Origin of the sequence: Clostridium chauvoei, assembly GCF_002327185.1 — a bacterium.
Taxonomy (GTDB): domain Bacteria; phylum Bacillota; class Clostridia; order Clostridiales; family Clostridiaceae; genus Clostridium; species Clostridium chauvoei.
The window spans coordinates 2551453-2565100 of record NZ_CP018624.1 but is presented as its reverse complement, the minus strand read 5'-3'; the positions used below and the strand labels follow the sequence as shown (position 1 = coordinate 2565100).

13 protein-coding genes are annotated in these 13648 nt (G+C 27.3%); 10 read left to right on the top strand and 3 right to left on the bottom strand.

Annotation, left to right across the window (positions count from 1 at the left end):
• Positions 1–35: 35 nt before the first annotated feature.
• Positions 36–1397, bottom strand: a complete 1362-nt coding sequence (locus tag BTM21_RS12105) for a YjiH family protein (protein ID WP_021876677.1) — start codon at positions 1395–1397, stop codon at positions 36–38.
• A 345-nt stretch (positions 1398–1742) separates the two neighbouring features.
• On the opposite strand from BTM21_RS12105, the gene BTM21_RS12100 reads away from it, so the two are divergent.
• The 9 genes from BTM21_RS12100 (at position 1743) to BTM21_RS12060 (ending at position 10147) form a co-directional block, all read left to right on the top strand.
• Positions 1743–2801, top strand: coding sequence for an AI-2E family transporter (locus BTM21_RS12100; RefSeq protein ID WP_021876678.1), 1059 nt, complete (start codon positions 1743–1745; stop codon positions 2799–2801).
• A 131-nt stretch (positions 2802–2932) separates the two neighbouring features.
• Positions 2933–3736: a glutamate 5-kinase gene (gene proB, locus BTM21_RS12095; RefSeq protein ID WP_021876679.1), complete on the top strand. Its 804-nt coding sequence runs from the start codon at positions 2933–2935 to the stop codon at positions 3734–3736.
• Between the two features lie 38 nt (positions 3737–3774).
• Positions 3775–5019 (top strand): glutamate-5-semialdehyde dehydrogenase, encoded by a 1245-nt coding sequence (locus BTM21_RS12090; RefSeq protein ID WP_021876680.1) that lies wholly within the window; start codon positions 3775–3777, stop codon positions 5017–5019.
• A 215-nt stretch (positions 5020–5234) separates the two neighbouring features.
• On the top strand, positions 5235–5705 hold the full coding sequence (locus tag BTM21_RS12085) for a GNAT family N-acetyltransferase (RefSeq protein WP_021876681.1): 471 nt from the start codon (positions 5235–5237) through the stop codon (positions 5703–5705).
• Positions 5706–5728: 23 nt separating this feature from the next.
• Positions 5729–6427 (top strand): SanA/YdcF family protein, encoded by a 699-nt coding sequence (locus BTM21_RS12080; protein ID WP_079481001.1) that lies wholly within the window; start codon positions 5729–5731, stop codon positions 6425–6427.
• Between the two features lie 118 nt (positions 6428–6545).
• Entirely contained in the window at positions 6546–6797 is a 252-nt protein-coding gene (locus BTM21_RS12075; RefSeq protein ID WP_021876683.1) for a FeoA family protein, read from the top strand.
• A complete protein-coding gene (feoB, locus tag BTM21_RS12070) occupies positions 6797–8920 on the top strand; it encodes a ferrous iron transport protein B (protein ID WP_021876684.1) in 2124 nt (707 codons plus the stop codon). The genes BTM21_RS12075 and feoB overlap by 1 nt, the downstream gene beginning before the upstream one ends.
• 130 nt (positions 8921–9050) lie before the next feature.
• The gene (locus BTM21_RS12065) at positions 9051–9836 is read left to right on the top strand and encodes an SDR family NAD(P)-dependent oxidoreductase (protein ID WP_021876685.1); all 786 of its coding nucleotides are present in this window, start codon (positions 9051–9053) and stop codon (positions 9834–9836) included.
• A gap of 32 nt (positions 9837–9868) precedes the next feature.
• Positions 9869–10147, top strand: coding sequence for a hypothetical protein (locus BTM21_RS12060; RefSeq protein ID WP_021876686.1), 279 nt, complete (start codon positions 9869–9871; stop codon positions 10145–10147).
• 32 nt (positions 10148–10179) lie between these two features.
• Here BTM21_RS12060 and BTM21_RS12055 read toward each other — a convergent pair whose 3' ends face one another.
• A complete protein-coding gene (locus BTM21_RS12055; protein WP_079481002.1) occupies positions 10180–11367 on the bottom strand; it encodes an ABC transporter permease in 1188 nt (395 codons plus the stop codon).
• Positions 11360–12091, bottom strand: a complete 732-nt coding sequence (locus tag BTM21_RS12050; RefSeq protein ID WP_021876688.1) for an ABC transporter ATP-binding protein — start codon at positions 12089–12091, stop codon at positions 11360–11362. Before BTM21_RS12050 ends, BTM21_RS12055 begins: the two co-directional genes overlap by 8 nt.
• Before the next feature lie 501 nt (positions 12092–12592).
• On the opposite strand from BTM21_RS12050, the gene carA reads away from it, so the two are divergent.
• Positions 12593–13642 (top strand): glutamine-hydrolyzing carbamoyl-phosphate synthase small subunit, encoded by a 1050-nt coding sequence (carA, locus tag BTM21_RS12045; RefSeq protein ID WP_021876689.1) that lies wholly within the window; start codon positions 12593–12595, stop codon positions 13640–13642.
• Positions 13643–13648 lie beyond the last annotated feature (6 nt).

Here is a 13648-nt window from a genome sequence, read left to right as displayed (position 1 = left end):
AAAATATTATACGAATTAATTAATTTTTTATTTAACTAAAAAATTAAGTTTGCCACTAATACTATGATAGGTAAGGTTACAAGTGTTCTTTCTAAGAATATTATAAGTAGTTGTCTTAAAGATACTGGGATTTTAGATCCTAATAAAACTCCGCCAACTTCTGACATATATATTAATTGAGAAACAGATGTACAAGCTATTATAAACTTAGTCATATCACTAGTAATATTTTTAGCAGCTAATACTGAAGGTAATAACATATCTGCAAATCCTACAACAAGAGTTTGAGATGCAGCTACTGCTTCAGGAACTTGTAATAATTTTAATACAGGGATAAATGGTATTCCAAGAATTTGGAATATTGGAGTAAACTCTGCAATTATTAAAGCTATTGTTGCTAATGCCATAACTACAGGTAATACACCTAACCACATATCTAATACATTTTTAATTCCATTTATAAGGAATGCTTTAATATCAGTATTCTTTGCAGCCTTATCTAATGCTAAATTATAACCCCAACTAAAAGGAGTATATCCTTCAGGAATTATTTCATTGTCAACCTGAGGTCTATTATTATAATAAGTATCAGGTATTTTGCTTAAAGGATATATTCTTGGAATTATCATAGCAGCAACTATACCTGCAAATGTAACAGTTAGATAGAATGGTATAAACAAGTGTGATAATCCAACTTGACTTATTACAACTAAACTAAATGTAATTGATACTGCAGAGAAGGTTGTACTAATTACAGCAGCTTCTCTTTTTGAATAGAAACCATCTTCATATTGCTTGCTAGTTAATATGATACCTAAAGTACCATCTCCTAACCAAGAAGTTATACAATCTATAGATGAACGACCAGGAAGTCTAAATATAGGTCTCATTACTTTAGTAAGTATAGCTCCAAAGAATTCTAATAAACCAAAATCAAGTAATAAAGGTAAAAAGAATCCTGCAAATAAGAAAATTGAAAATAAGATAGTTAATAAATCATTTAATACAAATGAACCTGTAGAGTCTCCTATTATAGGAGTTGGTCCAACACCCATTATAACTAACACACAGAATATAGCACCTAATATTCTAGATATAAACCATAAAGGTCCTACATTAAAAAGTGTGTTTAAATATTCATTATTTAATATACAATTTGGTTTGGCTATTTTTGTAAAAATACTTATTATAGCTGAAAAACAAACTGTAATAGTGATTATATATGGTAAGCTTGCTCCTAAGTAATTAACTAAAATTTTAGATAATATAGCTACAGGAATTGTAATCTCACCATTATGTTTAACTGGAGTCATAAACAATATAATACCTATTATAGAAGGTATTAAGAATGTTAAAATAGACTTAAGTGAAGGTTTAATTGTTATTGATTTTTGCATCCGTATCTCCTTTGTAAATTACGCATTAATATTTATACACTAATATTAATTTTAATACATTAAGAAAAAAAAGCAATAGTATATTATGCAAAAAAAATAGAAAATTATGCATATATATTAAGAATTATTATGAGTTTTATTTAATTATATTTTTCTCAAAAATAAGAATAAATATTTATAGAGATAAAGATAATATTAATGTATTAAATAGAATTATGAGGAAAGTAGAAAAATACTTAAATTTTAATATTTTAACTAATAAGGAGTACTTAAAAAGAGTAGGCTCCTTATTTTTATTATAGAAATATAATTAAAAAATTAATATTTTACTTATGAGGTGAAAATATGGATAGAAAAAGGATTATTTCATATTTATTAATTGCCAATCTAACTATTATTTTAATATTAATGATAGGAAAATTAAGTATAGTTCTTAGAGCTATAAATGTAATTTTCAAGGTAATTATAGTACCTATAATCTTTGGTACATTTTTATTTTATATATTGAGGCCTTTAAATAATATTTTTAGAAAGAAAAAATTAAAGAGTTCTACGGCAGCAACACTAACAATAATAATATTTTTCTTTATAGCTTCAGGTATTTTAAAGTATTTCAGCGAATATTTTATAGAACAATTTTTTATTCTCAAAGATTTGTTTATAAAAATATTAAAAGAAAGAGAACTTCAACAGGAAATTAATCGAGTAGTAAATGAAAATGTATTTAATGTAGATTATTATAGTAAGTTTTTAGGCGATTTAAAAACTTATATTGGAGTTGCATTAATTAGTGCTAAGGGAATATTTAATAAAGGAATGCAGGTATTCTCAGATGCATTGCTAATTGTTTTAATATTATTTTACCTTTTAAGAGATGGGGAAAAATTAAAAGATAAAATAATTAGTTTAGTTCCTAAAAAATATGAGAATACATTAGAGGAGGTATTAGATGAATCCAATACTGTCCTATCATCATATATACTAGGTCAAGCGACTGTAGCATTAAGTTTATCTATGATGGTTTATGTAGGGTATAAGATTATCGGAATGACTAGTCCTTTATTTCTAGCGACAATAACATTTATATTAGCTTTTATACCATTTATAGGATTTTTTATATCTATGATAGTTCCATATATTATAGCAGTAACTATGGGATGGACTATGGTATTAAAATTAACAGTATTATTTATAATAGCACAAACTCTTAAAGGAAGATTAGTAGTGCCACTTATTATGGGAAAGGTTATGAAAATACATCCAATAACAGATATATTTTTAGTTGTATCAGCAGCAACATTAATAGGACCTGTAGGTGCATTTGTAATTATTCCTATATATACACTTTTAAAAGTATTTTATAATCATTTTAGGTCATATATTGATTTTAAGTTATTGAGATAAATTTAGTTTGATTTAAAAATAATCTTATATAAAATGAATATTAATTTTATATAGAAAAACATTGTAAAAAAACTTATAATTAAAAGAAGATATAATGAATAAAGTGTTAAATTTGCTTAGGAGTGTATTAAATGAGTTATCGTGAAAAAATAAAAAGTGCAAAAAGAGTTGTTGTTAAGGTTGGAACTTCAACATTAACATATGACAATGGAAATATAAATCTAACTAGAATAGAGAAATTAACAAGAGTTTTATCAGATATGATTAATTCAGGAAAAGAAGTTACATTAGTAACTTCTGGAGCAATAGGGGTTGGAGTTAGTAAGTTAAAACTAAAAGAAAAGCCTACTAGCATAAGAGAAAAACAAGCAGTTGCATCAGTAGGACAATGTGAATTAATGCATATATATAGTAAATTTTTTGGTGAATATAGTCATACTGTTGGACAGGTGTTACTTACTAGAGATGTAATTGAAGATGATCACATTAGAGAAAATGTATGTAATACTTTTGAGACTTTATTAGAAAAAGGAATTATTCCAATAGTTAATGAGAATGATACTGTTTCAATAGATGAAATAGAGAATATAGTTAAGTTTGGAGATAATGATAATTTATCTGCAATAGTTGCAAAGCTTATAAATGCAGATCTTTTAATAATATTATCAGATATAGATGGATTTTATGATTCAGATCCAAGATGTAATCCAGATTCAAAACTATTAAAGGAAATAGATGAGATAACTCCTGAGTTAGAAGAATGTTGTGGAGGAGCAGGTAGCAATTTAGGAACTGGTGGTATGGTTACTAAGTTAATAGCTGCTAAAACAGCTACATCAGCAGGTGTAAATATGATTTTAGCTAATGGAAAAGAACCGGAAATATTATTAGAAATATTAAATGGTGAAGAAATAGGAACTTTATTTAAAGCTTAATTAAAGTTTTATATATACAAATAGATGGAGGTATTAAAATGAGCGAATTAATAATAAAAGGACAATTAGCTAAAGAAGCTTCATATGAATTAGGAAATGCCAGCACTTCAAAAAAGAATGAAGCTTTAGAGAATATGGCTAAGGGTTTATTAGCAAATAAAGAAGCAATAATTAAAGCAAATGAATTAGATTTAAAGAAAGCTGTTGAAAAAGGAACATCAAAAGCAATGTTAGATAGACTTTCTTTAAATAGTCAAAGAATAGATGATATGGCAGACGGACTAAGACAAATAGTTGCTTTACCAGATCCAGTAGGTGAAGTAATCTCAATGTGGAAGAGACCAAATGGTTTACAAATAGGTCAACAAAGAGTTGCTATGGGAGTTATAGGAATTATATATGAAGCTAGACCGAATGTAACTTGTGATGCAGCAGGATTATGTTTAAAAACTGGTAATGCAGTTATTTTAAGAGGTGGTAGTGAAGCGATAAATTCTAATACTGCAATTGTTAAGGTATTAGCTGAAGCTGTAGAAGAAGTAGGCTTACCTAAAAATTCAATTCAATTAGTAGAAAATACAAGTAGAGAAGTTGCAACACAAATGATGAAACTTAATGATTACATTGATGTTTTAATACCAAGAGGTGGAGCAGGACTTATACAAACAGTAGTTAAAAATGCTACAGTACCAGTTATAGAAACAGGTGTAGGAAATTGTCACATATATGTAGATGAAGAATGTGATTTTGAAATGGCTAAAAATATTATAGTAAATGCTAAAACATCAAGACCAGCAGTATGTAATGCAGCAGAAAAGATGTTAATTAATGAAAAAATAGCAGATAAATTCTTACCAATAATATCAGAAGCTTTAAAAGAAAAAGAAGTTGAAATTAGAGGCGATGAGAAGGTAAGAAGTTTAATATCAGAAGCTGTAGAAGCTACAGAAGAAGACTGGAGTAGAGAATACTTAGATTATATAATTGGAGCAAAAGTAGTTAAGAATATAGATGAAGCTATAAACCATATAAATAAATACGGTTCAGGACATTCAGAAGCTATAGTAACTAAAAGCTATGAAAACTCACAAAAATTTATGCAAAGAGTTAGTGCAGCAGCAGTTTATGTTAATGCATCAACAAGATTTACTGATGGATGTGAATTTGGTTTTGGAGCAGAAATAGGAATAAGTACTCAAAAGTTACATGCTAGAGGGCCTATGGGACTTAAAGAACTTACAACTATTAAATATATTATTTATGGAAATGGACAAATAAGATAATTTAAATATATATTATATGAAAATTTAATTATAAAATAATAGATAAGAAAGCAACTAATAAGAGTATTCAATCTTTTTAGTTGCTTTTTATTTAAAAAGTTCTTTTATGGAAAAAATGAAAAATATTATTAAATAAAAATTAAATTTATAGTAATGGATTTCTTTAGATTATATAATAGAAGAAAATGTAACTATGAAAATAAAGGGAGAAACTTATGAAGATAAATAATAATAGAGTAGAGTATAAAATAAGTAGTTTTTATGATTTAACTAGGGATGATATTTATGAAATAGCAAAGTGTAGATATGAAGTATTTGCATGTGAACAAAAAATAGTTTGTGAGAATGATTTCGATGATAAAGATAAAGATTGTTATCACTTATTAGCTTATTATGAAGAAAAGTTAATAGGTTATTGCAGAATACTTAAAAGTGGGATGGGGTATGAAAAACCTTCAATAGGAAGAGTGCTTGTTTTAAAAGAATATAGAAGAAATAGTATTGCCCAGGAAATGATGCAAAAAGCGATAGAATTTATAAAAGAGAATTTTAATGATGATGAAATAATATTGTCAGCCCAGTTATATGTACAAAATTTATATAACTCAATAGGATTTAAACAAATATCAAATGTATATGATGAGGCTGAAATTCCACATATAAAAATGTCATTTAAGATAAAATAAGAATATATTAAAGGGAGAAGAAAATGAAAAAGGGAAAATTGGGGAGTTGTATAAAGCGTATGATGAAGGTTATTATGGTATTGATAATTATATCAATAATAATAATTTTAACTATAATAAATCATGTACAAGGTTATGGAGAAAAATATATATTAAATTTAGAAGATTTACCGAAAAATAGTGATGCTATAATAGTTCTTGGTGCTGGAGTTAAAGATGATGGAAATCCATCAGACATTTTAGTAGATAGACTGGAAACATCTTTAGAAGTATATAAAGAAGATAAAAGTAATACTTTTATTTTAACAGGTGATCATGGAAGAGAAAATTATAATGAAGTAAAAGCCATGAAAGATTATATAATGAAGAATGATATAAATGAAAAGCATGTTTTTATGGATCATGCAGGTTTTAGCACTTATGACAGTATGTATAGAGCTAAAGAAATATTTAAAGTGGATAAAGCTATTATAGTAACTAATAAATATCACTTGCCAAGAGCCTTGTATATAGCAAGAAAGCTAGGAATAGAAGCTTATGGTATTCCTTCTGATATAAGAAGGTATTTATTTATTGATAGTTATAAAAAAAGAGAAAAGTTAGCTCAATTAAAGGATTTTATTTATGTAAATATATTAAAACCAAAACCAACATTTTTAGGTGATGAGATACCGGTTAGTTCTTCAGATGGTAGAGTTACTGATGATGAGGTTGAATTATAAGTTCTGCTATATGCAGAACTTTTATTTTTTAGAACAAAAAAATAAAATCTTCATATTTTGAAATTAGGAACATTATATATTAAACAAGAGAATAGAAATTTAAAATAGGGGGAAAGAAATGGAGAACCAAAACACATTAAATAAAATAAAGTCAAATAATTATGTTGAGGTTATAAATTTGGATGTAAATGGAGATATGAGAAGGCGTTTTTTGGATTTAGGGATAATAAAAGGGACAAGGATTAAAATTCTATATAGAAGTCCATTAGGAGATCCTAGAGCATATTTAATTAGAGGTGCTGTTATTGCAATTAGGGATGAAGAAGCTGAGCACATCTATGTACAATCAATAAATAAGGAGATGAATTAATGGGACTAACAAAAAGTTCTACAGGAACAAAAGTGTTAGCAAAAGGGAAAAAAGTAAGAAATAATGAAAAAGTCTATACTATAGGATTAGCAGGAAATCCTAATGTGGGGAAAAGTACAGTGTTTAATGAACTAACGGGATTAAATCAGCATACAGGAAACTGGCCAGGAAAAACTGTTATAAATGCAGAAGGTTTTTATAAATATAATGAAGATTTATATAAAGTTGTGGACTTGCCTGGCACATATTCATTATTATCTAATTCAGAAGAAGAAGAAATAGCAAGAAATTTTATTTGTTTTGAAAAACATGATGCAATAGCTGTAATAGCAGATGCGACTAGTTTAGAAAGAAATCTAAATTTACTAATTCAAATACTTGAATTAACTGATAATGTTATATTATGTGTAAATTTAATGGATGAAGCAGAGAAAAAGGGAATAAGTATAAACTTCAAAAAGCTACAAAAAGAGTTAAAGTGCAAAGTAATAAGTATGGCTGCAAGACAAGGAAATGGAATTGAAGAGTTTAAAGAAAAAGTTAAAGATTTAGTGAATAATGGATACAAAGAAACCTTTGAAATGAAATACGATGAAGAAATAGAAACGAATCTATCAGAAATAATTCCATTATTGAATTTTGATATAGAAGATAAGAAAAAGAGATGGATAGCTTTAAGATTATTAGAAGGAAATAAGGATATTTATGATTCTTTAATGAATAAATTTAATATACCAAAAGAAGTTATAAAGTTAATAGAAAACATAAGAAATAGGTTAATAGAAAATAAGAATATTTCATTAGAAGATAGGATTGTAGGTAGTATCATAAAAAAATCTGAAGATATAGCTAAGAAAACTGTTTCTATATCAAGAGAATATGGGTTAAAAGATCAGAAGATAGATAAAATATTAACATCAAAGTTAACAGGAATACCAATAATGATAATACTTCTAGCAGTAGTATTATGGATAACAATAACATTAGCAAATTATCCATCTGATATGTTAGCAAAAATGTTTGCAGCATTAGAAATTAAGTTAAGGGAATTTTTCTATTATATTAATTCTCCAGTTTGGCTCCAAGGTATTATTATGGATGGAGTATATACTACTTTGGCTTGGGTTATTTCAGTTATGTTGCCTCCTATGGCAATATTTTTTCCAATGTTTACTTTATTAGAGGACTTAGGGTATTTACCAAGAATAGCATTTAATTTAGATAAGTGCTTTAAGAGATGTTGTTCCTGTGGGAAACAAGCCTTAACTATGTGTATGGGACTTGGATGTAATGCAGCTGGAGTTATTGGATGTAGAATAATTAATTCGCCAAGAGAAAGATTAATAGCGATAATAACAAATAATTTTATGCCATGTAATGGTAGATTTCCATTGATAATCACGGTGGCAACAATATTTGTAGGTGGATTGCTTGGAGGAAACGGTACATTAGGAGCAAATATAATTTCAGCATTAACAGTAACTTTTATAATAGTATTAGGGGTGTTTATTACTTTATTAGTTTCTAAGGTGTTATCAAAAACATTTTTAAAAGGAATGCCTTCAAATTTTATTTTAGAATTACCTCCATATAGAAAACCTCAAATAGGTCAAGTTTTAGTAAGATCAATATTGGATAGAACTATTTATGTCTTAGGACGGGCTATAATAGTAGCAGCACCAGCTGGAATAGTTATATGGATGTTTGCTAATATCCATATAGGGGGAGGAACTTTATTAACTGTATGTGCAGATTTTTTATCACCCTTTGCTAATGCAATAGGTTTAGATGGGTATATATTAATGGCGTTTATCCTTGGACTACCAGCTAATGAAATAGTAATGCCAATAATAATAATGAGTTATTTAAGAGCAACTACAATGTTAGAATTGGATAGTATGACTCAGTTAAAAGAATTATTAATAGCAAATGGATGGACAGTATTAACAGCTATAAATGTTATGTTATTATCTTTGATGCACTATCCTTGTGCAACTACTTTGCTAACAATTAAGAAAGAAACAAATAGTATGAAATGGACATTCCTAGCATTTATAATTCCAACATTATGTGGAATTATAAGTTGTTTTGTAGTAACTCAATTATGGAGATTTATTTCATAATTTAGAATTAATATAGAAGAGATTATTCAAACATAGTTTTAAATAATGTCTTCTATATTTTTATTTTGTGTTAAGTTTGTTATTATAAGGATAAGTGTAGTATTAATTTTTAGCTTGAAAGGGTAAGTTTATGGAAAAGAAAAAAGAAAGAGGATATGTTTTAATTACAGGAGCATCTTCTGGGATAGGATATGAGCTTAGTAAGTTATATGCAAGAGATGGATATAATTTAATTTTAGTAGCTAGGGATATTAAAAGGCTTAAAAATTTAAAAGATCAATTAATTTGTTATGATATAGATGTGGATACTATAGCTATAGATTTAACTGGGGATAATTCCTGTGAAAATCTCATAGAAATTGTGAATAAAAAAAATCTTTCTGTGGATATTTTAATAAATAATGCAGGGGTAGGTTCTTTTGGATATTTAAATACTTTAGAAACCGAAAAAGAGATGAATTTAATAGATTTAAATATAAAAGTCTTAACAAAACTTACAAAATATTTTTTAAGTATAATGATTGATAATAATAAAGGGGCAATTATGAATGTGGCATCTACAGCCGCTTTTTGTGGAGGTCCTAAAATGGCTACTTATTATGCTTCAAAGGCGTATGTTCTTAATTTTACAGAAGCATTATATGAGGAAGTAAAAGATAAAGGAATTAAAGTAAGTTGTCTTTGTCCAGGGGCAGTCAATACGACTTTTCAAAGTAAAGCAGGTATTAAAAAAAGAGAAGGTGCAAAAAATAATTTAATGTCACCTAAAGAGGTTGCAGAGATTGCTTATAGAGATTTTAATAAGGGGAAAGTAATAATAATTCCTGGATTTAAAAATAAAATGTTGGTTTTAATAAATAAATTATTACCAAGATCAATATCAAGAAAAGTAATTCTAATGATGAATGAAGGTTAAGGAAGATAAAATAAAAAAAGGTGAAATATAAAATGAATGATATCTTAAAAATTAAATTCTTAGAAGAATACAATAACTTAGTAGATAATGGAGTTATATTTTATTATGGAAGTGAGAGTATAAGCTATGGAGAAGTAACTTGCTTGGATATAAAAGATGACTTATTATATATAGAGTTAAATGGATTTGAAACCTATGAAATAGATTTAGATGATTTTGAAGAAAACCATTCTAAAGAAGGTGTTAACTATCATAGTTGGGCACTAGTAAGAGAATTTGATAATATTATTAATAAATTAATAAAGGGATAGTTTCGATAACTATCCCTTGTTAATTTAAAAAATTAATTTCTAAAAATAACTTCTTCTTTAGAGAACATAAATTTAGCAAATATAATTGCAGCAACTATATATACTATATGCCAACCTAAAACTATAGCAATATGTTTTACATTAAATATGCCAACAACAAATTCTTTCATTAAACAAATAGAGTTTGTAATAGGAATATTAAAGAATACTGGATTTATGTTTTTAGCATCCGTTATATAAGGTATAAATGCTAATAGCATTGTAGGCATTGTTATAGCAGTTAAGTAAGAATTAGCCTCTTTAGTTGATCTTGCATAAAGACTAACGGATATTTGCATTGAACATAAAGTAACTAAAAGTAATACACATACAATTAACATACCAATTATAGTGGATGGTGTAAGTTTAAAATTAAGAGCGTCAGTTCCAAAAGACATAAACTTCTGCATTGATACAATCATTACAACTAAATTTGCCATTAAGGCTGTAAATGAAACAGTACAAAGAGCAGCTATCTTACCCCAAAGTAATGCATCTCTTTTAGCTGATGTTGAAAGTAATGGTTCAAAAGTAAATCTTTCTTTTTCACCAGCACCTAAGTCAGCAGCCATACCAACAGTAGAAGAAATCATTAAAATAACTATTAGTGTAGGGATCATTGTAAGAAGCATGGAGGCAACGCCATTAACTTTATCAGTATCTACATTTATTCCAGACTTAACTTCTATATCAAAAGGTTTAAGTATAGATGGATCTATTCCTTTTTCATTTAATCTAGCTTGTACAATAGTTTCCTTATAAGTATCATAAACACTATTAACCATACTACTTGCAAGCATAGATTTATTTGACTCTTCATCAATTAATAATTCAATTGATGCTTGCTTACCTTCTGATATATCTTTATCAAAGTTTTCAGGTATTTTTACAATAAGCTGAATGTCACCCTTTTTTAGAGATTCCGTAGGAGATTCAACTTTAGGAGTTTTAATATTTTCTAAACTTGTTAATGTTTTTGCCATTAAAGAATTAGAATCTCCATCAATAACTATATTTATTTCTTTTTCTACATCTTGTTGAGTTTTTTGCATTGAAGAAGACATAAATTTAAACATTAACGGATATAAAAGTATTGGTAGTATTAACGTAAATACTAAAGTTTTTTTATCTCTAAATATATCTAATAATTCTTTTTTTAATACAGTTAGGAAGTTACTCATTTGTATGACCTCCAATCAGATTTAAAAATACTTCTTCTAAATCATTATTATTATGCTTTTCTTTTAGATGTTCTATAGTAGAATTTTCTAAAAGATTACCTTTATTTATTATTACAACTCTATCACATAATTTTTCAACTTCTTTCATAGAGTGGCTTGAAAATAAAATTACTTTATTTTCTTTTTTACATTGAAGAATAAAGCTTTGAACTATTCTTGCAGCACTAACATCTAAACCAGTTGTAGGTTCATCAAATAGCATAACAGAAGGGTTATGAACTATAGATCTAGAAATTGATATTTTTTGTTTCATACCTCTAGAATATTTTCCTACAGGTTTATCTATATAATCTTCCATTCCAAAGCTTTTAGCAAGATCATCAATTCTTTTATTAGCTTCTAATTTACTCATTCCATATAAGTTAGCAAAATACCTAATATTTTCTCTTCCTGTAAGTCTGTCATAAAGACCTACATCTCCACCAAAAAGAATTCCTATTTCTTTTCTAACTTTTTCAGGATTCTTTTTAACATCAATTCCATTAACTGTTATTTCGCCATTAGAAATTTGTAGCATTGTAGATACCATTCTTAAAGTAGTTGTTTTACCAGCTCCATTTTCTCCAAGAAGTCCAACAATTTCTCCTTCATTTACATCGAAAGAAATATTGTCTACTACAGTAGTTTTCTTGAAGTTTTTTGTTACATTTTTTAATTGTAACATTTCAATCCCCCCTTTTTCATATTATTAGGTATTATATATTGTTTTATGTTGTAGATTATACCATATAACTCTAAGTTATGGAAGAAAAAATTACAATATTAATAAATTTTAACAGTTATTATTTTAGAAATAAACGGTGTATACATAAAAAATAAGTAAATTTATTCTAGTTGATTAAATATTCTTGACATAGAATATTTAATCAACTAGAATGTTATAAAAGATAAAATTTAAAATAAGTGAAGTTAAAAAGTACACTTTAAATTGGTCCTGTGAGGCCAGAAAGGGAGTATGTGACTATGTTATACCAAAAATTATACAATAATTGCATAGCTATGTCAGTAAGGAAGTTTTCTAATACTGATATTAAATATATAAGGATAGTAGGGAGAAGATTCTAATGTCGTCTCCCTGGTATCCTTTTATTTTATATAAAAATCAGTAAGGTTTTAGAAAAGTGTATTTTTAGCGTAAATTATATAAATCTAAGGAGGCTAAAGTATGAAAGCAAAACTTATATTAGAAAATGGAATGATATTTGAAGGGAAAGCCTTTGGATATTTAAAAGATAATGTTGGAGAGGTTGTATTTACAACAGGAATGACTGGTTATCAAGAAGTGTTAACAGATCCATCATATTATGGACAAATAGTAACAATGACATATCCTTTAATCGGGAATTATGGAATTAACTTAGAAGATATGGAGTCAGATTCACCAAAGGTTAGAGGATTTATAGTAAGAGAAAAATGTAGCTTCCCTAATAATTTTAGATGTGAAATGGGATTAGAAGATTTTCTAAAACAAAATAAAATTATTGGATTAGAAGGAATAGACACTAGAGCATTAACAAAGGTTTTAAGAAACTATGGAACAATGAAAGGCATAATATCATTAGAGGCAAATTCTTTAGAAGAAGTAGAAGAAAAAGTTAAGGCATTCTCTAATAATGAAGCTGTTAGCATAGTATCAACAAAAGAGACTTATACTATAGAAGGTCAGGGAAAACATGTAGCAATAATGGATTTTGGAATAAAACAAAATATTATAAGAAACTTCAAAAAAAGAGGATGCAAAATAACTGTATTCCCAATGACTGCAACAGCTGAGGAAGTTTTATCAGTTAACCCAGACTTAGTATTTTTATCAAATGGACCAGGAGATCCAGAAGATTTAACAGATGTAATAGAGAATATTAAAAAGATAGTTGGAAAGAAACCTATAGTAGGAATATGTTTAGGACACCAACTGTTAGGATTAACTTTAGGAGGAAAGACTACTAAGTTAAAGTTTGGACATAGAGGATGTAACCATCCAGTTAAGGATTTAGAAGAAAATAAAGTTCATATTACATCACAAAATCATGGATATGTGGTTGAAACATTGCCAGAAGATGTTGTAGCAACTCATGTAAATATAAATGATGGAACAATAGAGGGAATGAAGCATACAAAGTTACCAATATTCTCAGTTCAATTCCATCCAGAGGCTGCAGCAGGTCCAAAGGACAGTGAATATATATTTGATAAATTTATGAATTACGCACTATAGGAGGGT